This is a genomic window from Agrobacterium sp. GD03872 (assembly GCF_029840625.1).
In the GTDB taxonomy this organism is placed as follows: domain Bacteria; phylum Pseudomonadota; class Alphaproteobacteria; order Rhizobiales; family Rhizobiaceae; genus Agrobacterium; species Agrobacterium fabrum_A.
Window position 1 is genome coordinate 62,525 of record NZ_JAOCCY010000006.1, and the last position, 16,293, is coordinate 78,817.

A 16,293-nucleotide genomic window follows, 5' to 3' on the forward strand; every position below is an offset into this window, starting at 1 on the left:
GGTGGGCCTTGAAAAGAGGCGAGAGAAATGCGAAGCTTGGATTGTCATCGACAAGAGTCGCGAGGCTCACGCCTCCTTCGATTTCTGGTCATCTAAGCCGCCTCTTTCGTTCCACCGAAATGGGCGGCTTTTCGTTAGTCTCCCCTGTTACGCCAATGACCGCGCATAACGGGGCTCGACATCTGGTTTCATTTTCCACATCACCGTTTTGTTGGCTACCATGCGAGCAGGCTCGAAACTCGCCGATTCTCCTCTTGCCGTCAAGGGGTGACAAGAAATAGAAACAAAATGGAGAAATACATGGGGTCTTGCGAAATTTCGATGACCAGTCTATAAGGCAGGAAACACAGGAGTCGACTGATGGCATCCGAAAGCACGACACGCTTCCCGTTTATCAGCTTAGAAAAAGCATTGGGTCGAGCCCGGGAACTATACGAGGGCGACAAAGCGGTGCGTTGGATGCCGGTCACAACTGCTTTCGAGCTTTGGAACTATAGTCCGAAAAGCAGCGGCGGATTTCAGACTATAAGTGCCCTGAAGTCTTATGGCATTATAGATGACGAAGGAGCTAATGCTGAACGTAAACTTCGCCTATCTGCGAAGGGTAAACATTACTTCCTTGATGAAAGGGATGAAGAGCGCAGGAAGATTTTGGCGGAATTCGCTTTGACGCCAGCGCTCTTTCGGTCGCTTTGGGAGAAATCGGGGTGGAGCGATGGATTGCCAGCAGACCCGGTTGCGCGCAGTCACCTGAAGATAGAGCGAGGTCTTAACGACCAGTCAGCAAGGGCACTTCTAAGCATCCTCAAGGACAACGTTCAATATGCGGGGTTGTCCGCAGATGACATTGCCCCGCCGCCCGCTGAAACGGAAGATGACGATGCGGGCGGTGAGCCGGTGCAGGTCGACCGGCAGCAGAATTCGTCTTGGACAAACCCGCGCATGGGTTTCCCGCTTCCTTCGCCTGCGGTTGAGCATCGGCCATCGAAGCCCATTGTATTCGATATGGAGACCGTCTCCGGCTGCTATGAATTCAACAATGCCGACGATCTATCTGATTTTATTTCTAAATTGGAGAAGATCAAAGCCCTTCTTCCTGCAAAGAAAAATACTCCCGAATAGCGGTTGTGCTACGCAACCAATGCCTGCTCCTTACTTGCAAGGGTTGCAGTCATGAGCTACATCTAGCTTGCTGTCGGCGATAGCCTGCAATTCACACTGGCTTGTATGCTTGGTGTATCCTTTGGATATCCTTGTGTATTCGCTTCGAGACCCCATGGGTTCTCTCAGTTGACGACTCCTTTGCCCTGGAGTTGCTGGTTGCTGGCAGCGTAGCAACAGGAGATGAGTATGCGGACAAAACCGAACCTCATTGGCCTTGTTTGCAAGTATCTGCCGGCGATTGTAGTCATCCTTGAGGTGATCAATCAGGTGCTTGAGCTTGTGAACAAGGTCGTCAACTATGCCCGTCCGCTTCGAAAATTTCGATCATTCATTTGTTCAGAACGGGAAGCAGTTCTTCAAGCCTAGCATTCTGGGCCGAAAGATCGGCGAGGACATTAAGAGCAAAATTGAAGCTGCATATGGCTTCGACCCCTTTGTCTACCACATGAGGCAAGGTGGGCACGTTGCGGCTATCCACTCCCATCGAGAGAACTCGATATTCTGCCGCGTCGATATCCAACGCTTCTTCTATGGTATTGGCCGCAATCGGGTAATGGTGGCACTTCGATCTATAGGTTTGGCGCGCGCAGAACATTATGCGAAATGGTCAACTGTCAAAAATCCATACGAACAGCCTAGCTATGCGTTGCCCTATGGGTTCGTGCAGTCGCCAATACTCGCAACGCTAGTTCTGATGACCTCATCAGTCGGTGATTACCTTCGCTCGCTGCCGGATGGCATAACCGTGTCGGTTTACATGGACGACATAGTGTTTTCCGGAAACAGCGCAGAGCTCATAGGGCCAGCTTTTAACGGCCTCTTAGAGGCGCTGCCTCAAGCAGGCTTTCAGATCAACGCTGAGAAGACACGAATGCCGTCGAATTCAATCGACGTGTTCAACTGCGATTTGACGGCCGGGGAAACTGCTGTTCGTGAAGAACGAAGGATGGAGTTTTACAGTGCCATTCGGACAGATGCGAGCCTAGCGGCCTTCGAACGATACTGCGATTCCATTGAGAACGGTAATTTTGCTTAGCTGCAAAGAAGAGCGCGCCACGGGGGTGCCCCAAAAGCTCCATCTGTGTCACACACAAGACTGTAACACTTAGCCGTCGCTAATGTTTCTTATGTGGCTGATTTTGTTTAATAAAAAGATAGGTTGGCTGGGGAACCTGGATTCGAACCAAGATCGACGGAGTCAGAGTCCGCTGTTCTACCATTGAACTATTCCCCAAAAGCCTGAAGCGCGTGGTGCGTTCGCTTTGGTGGGTCGTCATATAGATGATTTATTCCGGGGCGCAAGTCGAAAAAATCGAAAAATGCGTTTTATCCCTGTTTTGCGTTTTGTCGTGGGGTCAGAGCCGTGCGCGGGTGGAGCGGGGGGTGGAGAGCAGCAGGCTGGTCTCGCTGCCGGTGATGCCGGGCACGAGGCGGATGCGGCGGAGAACGGCGTCGAAATCGCTGAGCGTGGCGGCATTGAGTTCCACGATCAGGTCCCAGCGGCCGTTGGTGCTGTGGATTTCGGATATTTCCGGAAAACCGCCCAGCGTGCGGATGACGCGGTCCGTCACATGGCCTTCAATCTCGATCATCATGATGCCGCGGATCGCCGCCTCCACCGCATCGGCGCGCAAAATGACGGTGTAACCGATGATGGTGCCGTCATTTTCCATTCTTTCGATGCGCGAGCGCACCGTCGCCCGCGAGGTCTCCGTCTCGATTGCGAGATCAGAAATGCTGCGCCTGCCATTGTGCCGCAAAAGGGTGATGAGTCGTTCGTCAAGATTGTCCATGATGACCAGTTCGGTAAATCAATTTTACCAAATCGATAGCTTATTTCGATAATTTTGCCAATATTTGCTGTTCGTTTCGCCAGATCACTGTGGTGAACTGGAATCATCGGTAGGAAAGCGAGGACGGGAATGGAAATCAGGTTGATCGGCGCGCCGCTGCAGATCGGGGCTGGGCAACTGGGATGCGAGATGGGCCCCAGCGCCTATCGCGTCGCAGGGCTGGCGCACGCACTTGAAGAGCTGGGCCACCGCGTGGTCGATACCGGCAATGTGACGCCGGCGCCGCTGCGAGAATTCCAGCATCCCAATCCGGCGGTTCATCATCTGGCCGAAACCGTGGCCTGGACCGAGGCGCTGACCGAGGCGGCCTATCGTGAAAGCGCCGGCGCCGTGCCGATCTTTCTCGGCGGCGACCATGCGATTTCGGCCGGAACAGTCGCCGGCATGGCACGCCGGGTGGCGGAGACCGGCCGGCCGTTTTTCGTGCTCTGGCTCGATGCCCACACCGATTATCACACGCTGGAGACGACACGCAGCGGCAATCTGCACGGCACACCGGTTGCCTATTTCAGTGGGCGAAAGGGTTTTTCCGGTTATTTCCCGCCGCTTTCCCATGCGGTGCCTGAAGGAAATATCGGCATGATCGGTATCCGCAGCGTCGATCCGGCCGAAAGGGACGCGCTTGAAAAGAGCGATATCACCGTTCACGATATGCGCTCGATAGACGAGCATGGCGTCGCCGTTCTGCTGCGCGAATTCCTGGCGCGGGTTCAGGCGGCAAACGGGCTCCTGCATGTCAGTCTCGATGTCGACTTCCTCGAGCCGTCCATCGCGCCGGCCGTCGGCACCACGGTTCCGGGCGGCGCGACGTTCCGCGAGGCGCATCTCGTGATGGAAATGCTGCATGACAGCGGGCTGGTCTGCAGTCTCGACCTGGTGGAACTCAACCCGTTTCTCGACGAGCGCGGCAGAACCGCGACACTGATGGTCGATCTCGCCGCCAGCCTGATGGGCAAGCGGGTCATGGACCGCCCGACACGGGCCGGCTGAAAGGGGTGATGCGATGACCGTAATACCGAACCTGAATATCGTGCCCTTCGTCAGCGTCGACCATATGATGAAACTCGTGCTGCGCGTGGGCATAGATACGTTCCTGCGCGAGCTTGCCGATGCGGTGGAAGAGGATTTCCGCCGCTGGGAAAGCTTCGACAAGACGCCGCGCATCGCCTCGCATTCGAAGGAAGGCGTCATTGAACTGATGCCGACCAGCGATGGCACGCTTTACGGCTTCAAATATGTCAATGGCCATCCGAAAAACATGAAGGAAGGCCGCCAGACGGTAACGGCTTTCGGCGTGCTTTCCGATGTCGGCAATGGTTATCCGCTGCTTCTGACCGAGATGACCATCCTGACGGCGCTGCGCACTGCGGCCACCTCCGCTGTCGCCGCGAAATATCTCGCCCGCAAGAATGCCCGCTCCATGGCCATCATCGGCAATGGCGCCCAGAGCGAATTCCAGGCGCGCGCCTTCAAGGCGATTCTCGGCATAGACACGCTGCGGCTATTCGATATCGACCCGTCCGCCAGCGAAAAATGCGCCCGCAATCTCGCCGGACAGGGTTTTGCCATCAAGATCTGTGAGAGCGCACAGGAAGCGGTCGAAGGGGCGGATATCATCACCACCGTCACCGCCGACAAGCAATATGCGACGATCCTGACCGACAACATGGTCGGGCCCGGCATTCACATCAACGCTGTCGGCGGCGATTGTCCCGGCAAGACAGAGTTGCACCGTGATATTCTGCTTCGATCCGATATTTTCGTCGAATATCCGCCGCAGACACGCATTGAAGGCGAAATCCAGCAATTGCCGGCGGATTATCCCGTTACCGAACTCTGGCAGGTCATTGCCGGCGCCAGAGAGGGACGGGCGAGCGACCGGCAGATCACGCTGTTCGACAGCGTCGGTTTCGCAACCGAGGATTTTTCGGCGCTGCGTTACGTGCGCTCGAAACTGCCATCCACCGGGCTCTATACGGAGCTGGACCTGCTGGCCGATCCGGATGAGCCGCGCGATCTGTTCGGCATGCTGCTGCGCTGCGAGGCGGCGCTCGTCTGATCCGGCCGATATGGACGCAGATCAGCTGCGCTGGCGGCTCTTCCTTGCGAGTACATGTTCCCGCCAGATGGTGAAGAGGCCGGCGGCAATGACGATTGCCGCGCCGATGACCATGTTTGATGTCACGACCTCGCCATAGATGGTGACGCCGATGATGGAGACGAGCACCAGCTGATAATAAGAAAAGGGCTGCACGGAAGCCGCATCCGCCAGTTCGAACGCCTTTATCAGGCAATAATGGCCGCTCATGCCGGTAATGCAGAGCGCCAGCATCCAGCCCCAATCCTGCGGCTCGATGCTGACCCAATAAAACGGGCCGACCAGCGTCAGGGCCGCCGCACCGGCAACGCCGGTGTAGAAGAAGCTTGTCATCGCCGAATCGCTCTTGCTGCCGAGGCGGGTCAGGACGCTGTAGAGCGCCAGCATGAAGGTGGCCACGAAGGTGATCAGCAGCCGGTTGTCGAAACCGTCGCCCTCCGGTTTGAGGATGACGAGAACGCCGAGGAAGCCGACAAAAATGGCGCTCCAGCGCCGCCAGCCCACATGTTCTCCCAGCAAAGGCATGGACAGCGCCGCAACGATCAGCGGTGCGGAGGCGAGGATGGAATGGCTGTGCGCCAGCCCGACGACGGCGAAGGAAAAGATCGAAATCACGATCTGCACGGCGAGAAGCACGCCGCGGCCAATCTGCAGCCAGGGACGGTTGGCCATGACGGCGCCCCTGATACCACCCGCCGACCTTGCGGCCATCAAAAGAACGAAAAGGGCAAAGGCCCAGTATCGCAGCATGGCGATGAAGACAGGGGGATAGGCGCTGCCGAGGTGTTTCGAAATACCATCCTGCGCCGCAAAGATCGTGAAGGCGACAAGCGCATAAACAAAGCCGGTCCTGGGTGATGGCATGAAAAAACCGCTATCCGGCTGCCGCCGGCAAAAGAGTATTCGGGGTGAATGAGGTGGGTAACAGCCATATGTTATGGCCGTACCTTGTCAGACAACCTTATTTTCCGAATAGCTGCCATGCAAGTGTGGAAGCTGCCTTTTCAAGGGCCGATTGCTGGAACGTAGTTTTGCGGTGCTTTCCCCTCATCCCTGTGCTTGTCACAGGGATCCAGCCAGTCGAAGTCCTTGGACTGAAAGGAGTCTCTCCCGCCGCGCAGACGCGCGTCGGCTGGATTCCTGCGACAAGCACAGGAATGAGGGCGGTGGGGCGTGCCGACCTATTATGGAATCTTAGAGGCGCGGCTTGTGGAATCTGAAAGGTGCGACGCGTTTCGAGTCGACGTGAAGCCTTGATGATATTGGCCCGCTGCCGAGGGCTTTGGGACAGGCGCGGCTGTCCGCCGTCAACGATTGCGCGGCGGACAGAAGATTCTGCAAGACGCTCAGCGTCCCGGTTGTGGCTTCAGCCGATCTTCACGGCCGCCTTCGAAGCGGTGGATTTCAACGCGGCGTCGGCCAGTTTCAGCGCGATCAGACCGTCCTTGATGGAGGGCGACGGCGCAACATTGTTTTCGATGCTGTCGATGAAGGCGGTGATTTCCGCCGCATATGCGGCCGTATAACGCGTCATGAAGAAATCATGCAGCGGCGGGCGGGTGTAGCCATCCGCATTGGCGATTTCGATGGAGACCGGGCGCTGGTTTTCGGCCGCTGCCGAACCGAGCGAACCGTGCACCTCGATACGCTGGTCGTAACCATAGGTGGCGCGGCGCGAATTCGAAATGATCGCCTGCCTGCCGCTTTTCGTCGTCAGGATGATGCTGGCGCTGTCGAAATCACCGAGCGCGCCGATCTCCGGATTGACGAGGACGGAACCGGTGGCGAACACGCTTTCCACTTCCTCGCCGAGCAGGAAACGGGCCATGTCGAAATCATGAATGGTCATGTCGCGGAAAATGCCGCCGGAGACCTTGATATATTCGGCCGGCGGCGGGCCGGGGTCGCGGCTGGTGATGGTCACCATTTCCACCTTGCCGATACGGCCATCGTCTATGGCCTTGTGAACGGCCTGGAAATGCGGGTCGAAACGGCGGTTGAAACCGAGCATCACCTTCGCACCGGTTTCCTCGACCACTTTGGCGCAGGCTTCCGCACGGGCGACATCGAGATCGACGGGCTTTTCGCAGAAGATCGCCTTGCCGGCCCGGGCGAAACGCTCGATCAGGTCGGCATGGGTGTTGGTCGGGGTGCAGATGATGACGGCGTCGATCGTCTTGTCGGCCAGAACCTCATCGATGGTGCTGACCTTGCACTGCGCCTCGCGGGCGATTGCTTCCGCGGCGCCGGCCATGGCGTCAACAACGGCCACCAGCTGCGCACGGCTGTCGGTGGTGATCGCCTTGGCGTGGACCTTGCCGATCCGTCCAGCGCCGAGCAGTGCCAATTTCGTAACCATCTTTCCTCCGGTTTCTCACATCCGTCCCTCACTCCCGGAGAGACAGAATATGAATGCAATCAATGTTTCGATATGGAATATATGTTCCATTTTGCTAGATCGACATCGGGGACGTGTCAAGCGTTTTGACGATGATCGAGACGACCGGAATCATTCCTTCGGGAGGGTTCCATGGCGTGCATGGCTGCTGTCGTAAAAAGCATAGGGGCGGCGTCAAAGCCCCTTGCGACATTCAATCGGCCGACGCTGTCAGGACCGGATTGTGGGGCAGGGCGTAAACCTCGACTGGGGTTTCGAGGCCGCGCAGCAGCCAGTGGCCGAGATTTTCCAGCTTCCCCTGATATCCGGCCATGCGGACGAATTCTTCGGAGAAAAGCACATTGCGCCCGGTCTCCTTGGTCAGCGTTTCCAGCCGCGAGGCGATGTTGACGGCTGGGCCGATGACGGTGAAATCGAGGCGGGTCTTCGAGCCGATATTGCCATACATGACATCGCCGACATGCACGCCGATGCCGTAACCCAGGGGATCGTGGCCCTTCTGGCGATTGATCTCGTTGAGGGCGACAAGGCCTTTCTGCGCACTGGCGATGGCCTTCAGCAGGTTTTCGCAGGCCTGCGGGTCGCTGAGTGGGAAAATCGCCAGCAGCCCGTCGCCCATGAATTTGAGTATTTCGCCGCCGAATTCCTCGATGGGATCGCACATGGCGTCGAAATAACCGTTCAGGAGCTCGATCACATCGTCGCGCGGCCAAAGGTCGGAAATATGGGTGAAATTTCTGAGGTCGCAGATCAGGATCGCAGCGCCCACCGTCATGCCGCTGCCGCGTGTGGTGGCGCCATTGAGGATTTTTTCGCCCGCATGCGGCCCCACATAGGTTTCCAGAAGGGTGCGTGTCATGCGATTTTTCAGGCGTATTTCGCTGACCAGCGCCAGGGCCGGCAGCAGGTTTTTCAGGGTGAAGACTTCCGCTTCCGTAAAGCCGCCGGGCCTGTCGCTGGAGAATGTGGCGACATGGCGCTTGCCGAAGGTGTGCTCGATCGGCCAGGCGTAATAATCCGTCAGCCCTTCGGCCCGCAGATCCGCGTAGATCGTATAGCCGGGTTGGTCGATTTCCTCGCCGGTCAGCCGGTGGCGAACCTCGGTTGCGCCCTGATGAATGTCGTTGATGGGGCTATTGAGATATTCGGGCGTGCTTTCCGACCCATAGCCATAGGTGGCGATTTCGGCGGCGGGCTGGCCGGCTTTCCACAAAATGCGCGCGCCAAGCCATTGCGGATGGCGAATGCGGAAAGCGAGTGTGCCCCGCGCAACGGAAACTCCGCTCTCGCGCAGCCTGCTGCAAAGCTCGACGAATATGTCGTCGATAAAGCGTTCATCCTTGGTGCCGGTGATGAGCCAGTCGAGAATTTCCGTCTTTTCCGCTGGCCATAATTCATCCAATGCGGAAGAAACCGGTTCTTCGGTGTTAAGACTGAGTGTCATGGCAGGATTCCGGAGGTTGTTGCTGCTCTCGCACAAGCGGGGCCGAATGGTCGCTCGTGAACCCCATGTGGTGCCGGATAACGAAAATGTTAAGAGAGCGGAGCGGAAAATGTTCCGGAAGCGGTTGGCGGCAAAAGGCTACGCGCGCCGCCCGGATGTTCTTTTGAACATCATCCCCGGCGGCGCTGAGATTTTGCTGATCGCCAGGGACGGATCAGATGACGGTTTCGACAGGAATATGAAGTGCTGCCGCAACGCGCCGGATGCGCAGCGGATCGCTATCCGTGCCGTCTTCCAGGGCGCGGATTTCGCTGGTGGTGAGACCGCAGGTTACGGCAAGCTGTTCGACCGTGTATCCGGCGAGATTGCGCGCGGTGAGGACCTTTTTGGCAAAAGGAGCATCGGTTTCGTGATCGGAATCGGGTTGTGAGATTGAAATTGTCATTATTGCATCTCCCTCAGAATGGACACTTAAATGCGGGCGGCAAAGAAAAGTTGCCGGGACCGAATGCGACCGCGTTGCCGGAGAAGAAAATCAGTGCTGCAACGCAGCGAGGAACATAACGGCTTCGTCGACCTACGCAATAGTTAAATTTTGTTAAGATTCGTGATCGCTGCATTCCCGCGGCAATTCATATCGGCAAAAAGGCTGAAAAGCCGGTATTTTTCCGGGTTCTTGCGAAGGTCGGGGCGGCCTTTGCTACAGCATGCCCCAGGCGCGAAACCGGCCACGCCCCGTGACTTCCCGCAATTCCAGCTGGTTGGCGAGCCCGATCGCGCCCTGCGGCGTGGTGCCGAGCTCCTTGACGATCATCGCCGCCGAGACCACCGGGCGGGAGACGACAAGCTCCACCAGTTCCGGCAGACGCGAAGAGGAGCGCCTGCCGGCCAGCTTGCGCATCATGCGCTCTCTTGCGTGGCTCAGCCGGTCGTGCTCCTTCATGGTGGCCTGTGCCGCTTCATAAAAGCTGTCGAGAAGCGCGAGAAGGCGCTGCGTCTGGTTTCTGGCGTGCCGGCGCTCCCGCGGAACGGCGCGAAGCCCGGTGCTAAGCGCGGGCAGGTGATCGGGCGTGACGGCGCCGTCACGCAGGAAGGAGGAGGCCAGAAGCCTGCCAAGCCAGGGGCTGCGTTGCAGCACCTCGATCATGTTCCAGGCGTCGAGCAGGATGGCGGTGCGAAGAATCGCCGGCAGTTCCTCCGTCCGCGCATGGACGTCCCACCATTCTTTCAGCCGCCCATCCTCGTCCCAGTCGGGTTCGTTGATGATCGCATGGCTTTCCTCCCTGTGCATTGGCGGAAGAGCGCTGCCGGTGGTGATCGCATCGAGCGTTGCGGCGCTTCGCGCCAGAAGCGCATCCAGCTCGGAAAAAGCGCCGTCCAGCGATGTTTCCGTCTCGCCCGCGTCGGTGTCTTCATCGCGGGAGTGATCGGGCGATTGTCTGGGAGGCGCCGGCTCTTCGGCAAGTGCCGCCCTGCCGCGCAGCCTCGAAAGGCCCGGTGCGGTAAAGGCCCAGCCGGCGGCATTGGAAAAAATCAGCCGTCTCGAGCGGAGAATCCGGTGCGCCGCCGTCATTTCATGGGTTGGCGCGCGCACATCCATATGCGCGTCATGCAGCACCAGATCTTCCATATGGACGAGTTCACCGTCCACCCACATGGAGGAAATCGCATCGGTGAAATCCTGTCTTTCGATGAAGCCGTGTTTCATCGGTGACCGGTCGATCCGCTCGTCCAGCCGCGCCAGCGCCTCGCCCGCACGGGCGGCGGCAATCAGGAGCTTTTCGATCTGGATGTCCGATATATCGTAAATCATTGATATTTTTTAGTTTGAGCGCGGGCGGCTTACAAGGCGGATCACAGTCGGGCGGTTTTACTTTCGCGGGTTCTACCCAAGATCCCGACGAAAAGACCGGTGGCCAAAGGTTGGGAGCCAGAAGGGTTTTGGCTGCTCCGGCGGTTTTGTCGGCAATATTGCGATGCGGTATAAACTTGCGCAGTGCAACATGACGGGTATATACCCCCACCGAGAGCGACAAATTATCACACCTTCCGTTCGCCCTTCCATCTCCAGACGAAGATGAATTGGAGTTTACCCGTGAATATTATGGCAAATGGTCCCGCCGCCGCGCCGGACCAGAAAACCCGTTTGAAATCCATTATCGGCGGATCGGCGGGCAACCTCGTCGAATGGTACGACTGGTACGTCTATTCGGCCTTCACCCTTTATTTCGCGCCGGTGTTTTTCCCTTCCGGAAACCAGACCGCAGAATTGTTGAGCGCAGCCGCCGTTTTCGCCGTCGGATTTCTGATGCGGCCCATCGGGGCCTGGTTCATGGGCACCTATGCCGACCGCAAGGGCCGCAAGGCCGGCCTCACACTGTCCGTCACACTGATGTGTCTCGGTTCGCTGTTGATCGCGATTACGCCCGGCCATGAGACGATCGGCATCGCCGCACCGGCCATTCTCGTTTTCGCCCGGCTGCTACAGGGTATCAGCGTCGGCGGCGAATATGGCGCCAGCGCAACCTATCTCAGCGAAATGGCCGGCAAGAACCGCCGCGGTTTCTTCTCCAGCTTCCAGTATGTGACGCTGATTTCCGGCCAGCTTCTGGCGCTGGCGGTGCTTCTGGTGCTGCAGCGGGTCCTGACGCCGGAACAGCTCGGTTCCTGGGGCTGGCGCATTCCCTTCTTCATCGGCGGCCTTCTGGCGATTGCGGTGTTTTATATCCGCCGCGGCCTTGTCGAGACGCAGTCCTTCGAAAACGCCAAGGCCGGCGAGGCCGACAAGCCGAAGTCCAGCGGCTGGGCGCTGTTCAAGCACTATCCTAGGGAAGCGTTGATGGTCATGGCGCTCACATCGGGCGGCACGCTCGCCTTTTACGCCTATACGACCTATCTGCAGAAATTCCTCGTCAACACCTCGGGCTTCAGCAAGGAAAGCGCCACCGAAATCACCACCGCGGCGCTCTTCGTCTTCATGCTGTGCCAGCCGATTGCCGGCGCGCTTTCGGACAAGATCGGCCGCAAGCCGCTGATGGTGGGCTTCGGCATTCTCGGAACGTTGTTCACCTATGTGATCTTCAGCACGCTTTCGACCACGACCGATCCGATCATGGCTTTCGCCCTCGTTCTGGTCGGCCTGTTGATCGTGACCGGCTATACCTCCATCAATGCGGTGGTGAAGGCGGAAATGTTCCCCGCCCATATCCGTGCGCTCGGCGTGGCTCTGCCTTATGCGCTGGCGAACACCATATTCGGCGGAACGGCGGAATTCGTGGCTTTGAAGTTCAAGCAGATCGGCCACGAAAACTGGTTCTTCTGGTATGTGACGATCATGATCGCCCTGTCGCTGGTGGTTTATGTGAAGATGCGCGATACGCGCGATCACAGCCATATCCACGAGGATTGAGCGGCCGCCATCCAGGCCGGCAAAAGCCTCGCCCTTCCGGCGGGGCTTTTTCTTCTGAGCATTCAGGCGGCTTCGACGGGAAGGATGACGCGGGCCTCAAAGCCGTCCTTCCGGCCCGGCGCCGGCGAGGAAAGCACCAGCTCTCCGCCGGCCTGCTCCACCAGGCTCTTGACGATGGCAAGACCAAGCCCGGTACCATCGGCCATGGTCTGGCCCCTGGTGAAACGGGTCGTCAGCTTGGGCAGGAGCGCCGCGTCGATCGCCGCCCCGGCATTGACGATGCGGATCGTGCCGTCCGCTTCGGCAAAGACCTGTACCGGGCTTTCCGCCGGGCTGTGGATCAGCGCGTTTTCGAGGAGGTTGCGGATGATGATGCCGAAGGCATCCGCGCCGATCCTGCAGGACAGGCCACGCTCACAGCGATTGGTGAAACGGATGCGGGATGAACCGATGGCCGTTCTCATCATGTCGTCGATGACGAGCTCGAGAACGGGAATGAGGTCGTTTACCGTGTCGGTGACCCCGATCCTCGCTTCCGCGCGTGACATCTGCAGCAGTTTTTCGGCAAGGTGGGCGAGATGCTGCAGGGATTTTTCGATATTTTCCACACGCGGCGCCAGTTCCGGCGGAATGTCGGCATGCAGCCGCTGCGCCTGCGCCAGCGCGCCGGCAATCGGCGTGCGCAATTCATGGGCGCTGTTGGCGGTGAATTCCCGCTCCGCCTCGATGGTCGATCGCAGCCGCCCAAGCAGCAGGTTGACGGAACGGGCGATGGGATGAAGCTCGCCCGGAAAGGGCTGCGTTGGCAGCGGCGCGAGATTACCGCCGTCCTTTTTACCGATGTCGTCGCGCAGGGTCTGTATCGGCCGCAGCGTCCTGCGCACCACGACGATGACGGCGAAAATGCTGGCGGGAATGAGGATGAGAACGGGGAGAACCAGTGCGGTGCCCGCCTCTTCGATCGCCTCGCGGCGATTGGCGAAGGCATCGGCGACCTGCAGGAAATAGTTTCCGTCCGGTGTCGCAACCGTAAAGATGCGCTGGGTCGCGGTTTCGGAAAAACCGGGTTCGAGCGAAACCTCGAAAGGTTCCGTCGAACTGTCATGCGAATGCAGCACAACCTGTCCTTCCCGATCACGAACCTGATAGGTCAGATATTCCGCCCCCTCCGCCGAAGGGTTGAGATTGCGCGAGGCGGGGGCGGTGTTATTTTCCCTGAGGTCGTCCACCAATAGTGGCAGCAACCTTTCGGCTGTCTCCTCGACGCCGGCGTCGAAAATCTCGGCGAACTCGTCCTGCATCACCATGACGCCCAGCCCGCAGGCGAGAAGCCAGGATATGGCGACAACGCTGGTCAGCGCCGTCACGAGCTTGCGGGTCATGCTGGTCGGTCTGGCCATCTCTGCCTGCCTGCCGTTCTTACCTGATGGTGTAGCCGACGCCGCGTACGGTTTCGACGCGGTCATGGCCGATTTTCTTGCGCAGCCGGCTGATATAGACCTCGACCGTGTTGCTTTCTATTTCCGCGCCGAATTCGTAAAGCGTGTCGTGCAATTGCGCTTTCGAGACGACCGCGCCGGGATGTTCGACGAGTTTTTCCAGCACGGCCCATTCCCGGGCGCTCAGCGTCTGCGCCGTTCCATCGACGGTGATATTGCGCGCCACCTGGTTGATCTCGATGCCGGGCAGGCGGATGACGGGAGCGGAACGCCCCTCGTAACGGCGCGAGACCGCCAGCATGCGGGCCGAAAGCTCGTTGAGATCGAAGGGTTTGACCAGATAATCGTCCGCACCGGCGTTCAGCCCGGCAATCCGGTCGGAAACCTGGTCATGGGCCGTCAGAATGATCACCGGCGTCGCGTCGTCGCGCTGGCGCAGCGTCTGCAGAAGGGTGATGCCCTCGCCATCCGGCAGGCGCATGTCGAGCAGGATGAGGCCGTAACCCATCGTCAGCGTCGCCGCCATGGCGTCACCCAGCGTCTTGAACCAGTCGACAGCATGGCCCGCCGCCGCGACATGGTCCCGCAGCGCTTCGCCCAGCACATGATCGTCTTCAACAAGCAGAACCCGCAAGACAGCTCCCTCTATCGCTTCGTCCTGCGTATCTCTTTCTCCGGATAAGCGTCAAGCACGGTGTTTCAGCTGTTCTGGCGCTGGGTGCAGCCGCTGAACACATCGAGCGAGGGATCGTAGACGGAGGTGGAGACATTCATCATGCCGAGGATGCTGTGGAAATAATTGTCGTGCGAGCGCCCGCCCTCCGCCGCGGTTTTTGCCAGGCAGGCCTTGTTGAGCCCCATGGATTTCGCAAAGTCGTCGTCGAACCAGACGAGAAACGGCACATGGGTCTGCTGGTCGGGCGCCAGCAGATAGGGCGCGCCATGCAGGTAGACGCCGTTCTCGCCAAGCGATTCGCCGTGGTCCGAGGCATAGATCATGCCCGTCGCCAGCCTGTCGGACCGCGCTTTGAGCTTGTCGATCACGGTCGAAAGGAAATGGTCGGTATAGAGCAGGGTGTTGTCGTAGGAATTGGCGATCTCCGCATCGGAGCAGTTGCCAAGCTCGGCGGTGCGGCAATCCGGGGTGAATTTACGGAATTCGTCGGTGTAGCGCAGATAATAGGTCGGCCCGTGGCTGCCCATCTGGTGCAGCACGATGACGCTGTCCTTGGTGACGCCGTTGAGCCAGGAGTCGAGCTTGTCGAAGAAGATATCGTCGCGGCATTCCCCGCTGGTGCAGAAGCGGCTGTCATTGGTGGAGGGCAGGTCGAAATAGGCGATGCGGTCGGCGACGTTCTTGCTGCCGGTATTGTTATCAAGCCATGTGGCGCTGATGCCGGCATGGACGAGAACATCCATGACGTTTTCATTGGCGAGCGCCTTGTTGTGGCTATATTGCGACCGTGGGAATTTCGAGAACATGCAGGGAATGGAAATGGCCGTGGCGGTGCCGCAGCTCGTCGTGTTCGGAAAATAGATCACGCCGCGTTTCGCGAGTTCGGGATTGGTATCGCGCCCATAACCGTTCAGGGAAAAATTCGCGGCCCGCGCGGTCTCGCCCGCCACGATGACGGTGATGCGGGGTTTGCGGACGCCGCCCAATGAGGACAGCACCTTCGCATCCCTGCCGACCGGGGTGACCTGAACATCGACTTCCTTGCCGGCCAGGGTGAAATAATGAATGGTCGACATGATCGGCGACAATGGGTTGACGCTTTTGACGATGTCCTTGTGCTGGCGAACGGCGGTGGTGAATGTCTTGGAATTGGCGAAGCTTATGATGCCGGCGATGGAGAGACAGAGCAGGATGCTGATCGTGTTCCACAAAAGCTTGTCGAGGATGGGCCGGTGCCTGATGCGGACGGTGACGATGACGAGGGACGGCACCAGTCCGTAAATCGCCATATGCCAGAGAAAACCGGGCGTGATCAGATTGCCCGCCTCCGCCTGCGTCGTCTCCATGGCGTTGCGGATCATGTCGCTGTCGATGACGATGCCGTAACGGTCCATGAACCATGACGCGGCGGCTGCCGCAAAGATCAGGAAGATCAGAAACGGTTTGATGAGATATTTGGCGGAAAAAATGATGATGAGCGCGCCGAGAAAGGCGGCCATGGCCACATAAAGCGCGACGACAGCAACCGGATAGGCGGAAAGATAGGTGTGAACCTTCGACCAGAATGTCCGGTTCATGAAAAACAGCAGATAGATCGCCGTCAGCAGGCTGAGCGGCACGCTGCCGATTTCCGGACGATATGTTACTGTTCCCGTCGCTTTCGCGGTAAAAAGAGCCACTGCCAGATCCACCAGATTCCCGATAGCCCGGCGGTAGCGAAGAGAGCGCGAAAATGCTCATGCGCATGCTGCCGCTTGGGCCGATTGATGGCGGATGCGTGATTTTGCTGACATCAACCTGAAAGCTTGTCAT

General features: G+C 58.6%; 14 protein-coding genes and 1 tRNA gene. 5 read left to right on the plus strand and 10 right to left on the minus strand.

Features of this window, described 5'->3' with window-relative positions:
• Positions 1 to 360 precede the first annotated feature (360 nt).
• Positions 361 to 1,122: a hypothetical protein gene (locus N5D22_RS15930; RefSeq protein ID WP_279656904.1), complete on the plus strand. Its 762-nt coding sequence runs from the start codon at positions 361 to 363 to the stop codon at positions 1,120 to 1,122.
• A 340-nt stretch (positions 1,123 to 1,462) separates the two neighbouring features.
• Positions 1,463 to 2,200: a reverse transcriptase domain-containing protein gene (locus N5D22_RS15935; protein WP_279656903.1), complete on the plus strand. Its 738-nt coding sequence runs from the start codon at positions 1,463 to 1,465 to the stop codon at positions 2,198 to 2,200.
• 124 nt (positions 2,201 to 2,324) lie between these two features.
• Here the strand turns inward: N5D22_RS15935 and N5D22_RS15940 are convergent.
• Together N5D22_RS15940 and N5D22_RS15945 are read right to left on the minus strand one after the other, a co-directional pair.
• Positions 2,325 to 2,398 (minus strand) — tRNA-Gln (locus N5D22_RS15940).
• Between the two features lie 121 nt (positions 2,399 to 2,519).
• Positions 2,520 to 2,957, minus strand: coding sequence for an Lrp/AsnC family transcriptional regulator (locus tag N5D22_RS15945; RefSeq protein ID WP_003508428.1), 438 nt, complete (start codon positions 2,955 to 2,957; stop codon positions 2,520 to 2,522).
• A gap of 129 nt (positions 2,958 to 3,086) precedes the next feature.
• Between N5D22_RS15945 and rocF the strand changes: the two genes are divergently transcribed.
• A complete protein-coding gene (rocF, locus tag N5D22_RS15950; protein WP_279656901.1) occupies positions 3,087 to 4,007 on the plus strand; it encodes an arginase in 921 nt (306 codons plus the stop codon).
• A gap of 13 nt (positions 4,008 to 4,020) precedes the next feature.
• Positions 4,021 to 5,076, plus strand: coding sequence for an ornithine cyclodeaminase (locus tag N5D22_RS15955; protein WP_279656900.1), 1,056 nt, complete (start codon positions 4,021 to 4,023; stop codon positions 5,074 to 5,076).
• A 21-nt stretch (positions 5,077 to 5,097) separates the two neighbouring features.
• On the opposite strand, the gene N5D22_RS15960 is transcribed toward N5D22_RS15955, so the two are convergent.
• The 5 genes from N5D22_RS15960 to N5D22_RS15980 form a co-directional block, all read right to left on the minus strand.
• Complete coding sequence (locus N5D22_RS15960; protein WP_279656899.1) at positions 5,098 to 5,979, minus strand: DMT family transporter; 882 nt, start codon at positions 5,977 to 5,979, stop codon at positions 5,098 to 5,100.
• A 502-nt stretch (positions 5,980 to 6,481) separates the two neighbouring features.
• Positions 6,482 to 7,474: an inositol 2-dehydrogenase gene (gene iolG / locus N5D22_RS15965; protein ID WP_279656898.1), complete on the minus strand. Its 993-nt coding sequence runs from the start codon at positions 7,472 to 7,474 to the stop codon at positions 6,482 to 6,484.
• Positions 7,475 to 7,706: 232 nt separating this feature from the next.
• Positions 7,707 to 8,957: an adenylate/guanylate cyclase domain-containing protein gene (locus tag N5D22_RS15970; protein ID WP_279656897.1), complete on the minus strand. Its 1,251-nt coding sequence runs from the start codon at positions 8,955 to 8,957 to the stop codon at positions 7,707 to 7,709.
• Positions 8,958 to 9,171: 214 nt separating this feature from the next.
• Positions 9,172 to 9,402, minus strand: a complete 231-nt coding sequence (locus N5D22_RS27150; protein WP_003522093.1) for a helix-turn-helix domain-containing protein — start codon at positions 9,400 to 9,402, stop codon at positions 9,172 to 9,174.
• A 255-nt stretch (positions 9,403 to 9,657) separates the two neighbouring features.
• Entirely contained in the window at positions 9,658 to 10,770 is a 1,113-nt protein-coding gene (locus tag N5D22_RS15980; protein ID WP_279656895.1) for an RHE_PE00001 family protein, read from the minus strand.
• Positions 10,771 to 11,061: 291 nt separating this feature from the next.
• Between N5D22_RS15980 and N5D22_RS15985 the strand changes: the two genes are divergently transcribed.
• Positions 11,062 to 12,366 (plus strand): MFS transporter, encoded by a 1,305-nt coding sequence (locus N5D22_RS15985; protein WP_279656973.1) that lies wholly within the window; start codon positions 11,062 to 11,064, stop codon positions 12,364 to 12,366.
• A gap of 62 nt (positions 12,367 to 12,428) precedes the next feature.
• Here the strand turns inward: N5D22_RS15985 and N5D22_RS15990 are convergent, their stop codons facing one another.
• The 3 genes from N5D22_RS15990 to N5D22_RS16000 all read right to left on the minus strand — a co-directional run bounded on the left by N5D22_RS15990 (position 12,429) and on the right by N5D22_RS16000 (position 16,172).
• On the minus strand, positions 12,429 to 13,766 hold the full coding sequence (locus N5D22_RS15990) for a HAMP domain-containing sensor histidine kinase (RefSeq protein WP_279656894.1): 1,338 nt from the start codon (positions 13,764 to 13,766) through the stop codon (positions 12,429 to 12,431).
• A 19-nt stretch (positions 13,767 to 13,785) separates the two neighbouring features.
• Positions 13,786 to 14,439, minus strand: a complete 654-nt coding sequence (locus N5D22_RS15995) for a response regulator transcription factor (RefSeq protein WP_279656893.1) — start codon at positions 14,437 to 14,439, stop codon at positions 13,786 to 13,788.
• A gap of 65 nt (positions 14,440 to 14,504) precedes the next feature.
• Complete coding sequence (locus N5D22_RS16000; RefSeq protein ID WP_279656892.1) at positions 14,505 to 16,172, minus strand: phosphoethanolamine--lipid A transferase; 1,668 nt, start codon at positions 16,170 to 16,172, stop codon at positions 14,505 to 14,507.
• Positions 16,173 to 16,293 lie beyond the last annotated feature (121 nt).

Bases quoted from the DNA above. Each gene is read 5' to 3' on its own strand.
- N5D22_RS15930 (WP_279656904.1), top strand. From the start codon at position 361: ATGGCATCCGAAAGCACGACACGCTTCCCGTTTATCAGCTTAGAAAAA.
- N5D22_RS15935 (WP_279656903.1), top strand. From the start codon at position 1,463: ATGCCCGTCCGCTTCGAAAATTTCGATCATTCATTTGTTCAGAACGGG.
- N5D22_RS15945 (WP_003508428.1), bottom strand. From the start codon at position 2,957: ATGGACAATCTTGACGAACGACTCATCACCCTTTTGCGGCACAATGGC.
- rocF (WP_279656901.1), top strand. From the start codon at position 3,087: ATGGAAATCAGGTTGATCGGCGCGCCGCTGCAGATCGGGGCTGGGCAA.
- N5D22_RS15955 (WP_279656900.1), top strand. From the start codon at position 4,021: ATGACCGTAATACCGAACCTGAATATCGTGCCCTTCGTCAGCGTCGAC.
- N5D22_RS15960 (WP_279656899.1), bottom strand. From the start codon at position 5,979: ATGCCATCACCCAGGACCGGCTTTGTTTATGCGCTTGTCGCCTTCACG.
- iolG (WP_279656898.1), bottom strand. From the start codon at position 7,474: ATGGTTACGAAATTGGCACTGCTCGGCGCTGGACGGATCGGCAAGGTC.
- N5D22_RS15970 (WP_279656897.1), bottom strand. From the start codon at position 8,957: ATGACACTCAGTCTTAACACCGAAGAACCGGTTTCTTCCGCATTGGAT.
- N5D22_RS27150 (WP_003522093.1), bottom strand. From the start codon at position 9,402: ATGACAATTTCAATCTCACAACCCGATTCCGATCACGAAACCGATGCT.
- N5D22_RS15980 (WP_279656895.1), bottom strand. From the start codon at position 10,770: ATGATTTACGATATATCGGACATCCAGATCGAAAAGCTCCTGATTGCC.
- N5D22_RS15985 (WP_279656973.1), top strand. From the start codon at position 11,062: ATGGCAAATGGTCCCGCCGCCGCGCCGGACCAGAAAACCCGTTTGAAA.
- N5D22_RS15990 (WP_279656894.1), bottom strand. From the start codon at position 13,766: ATGGCCAGACCGACCAGCATGACCCGCAAGCTCGTGACGGCGCTGACC.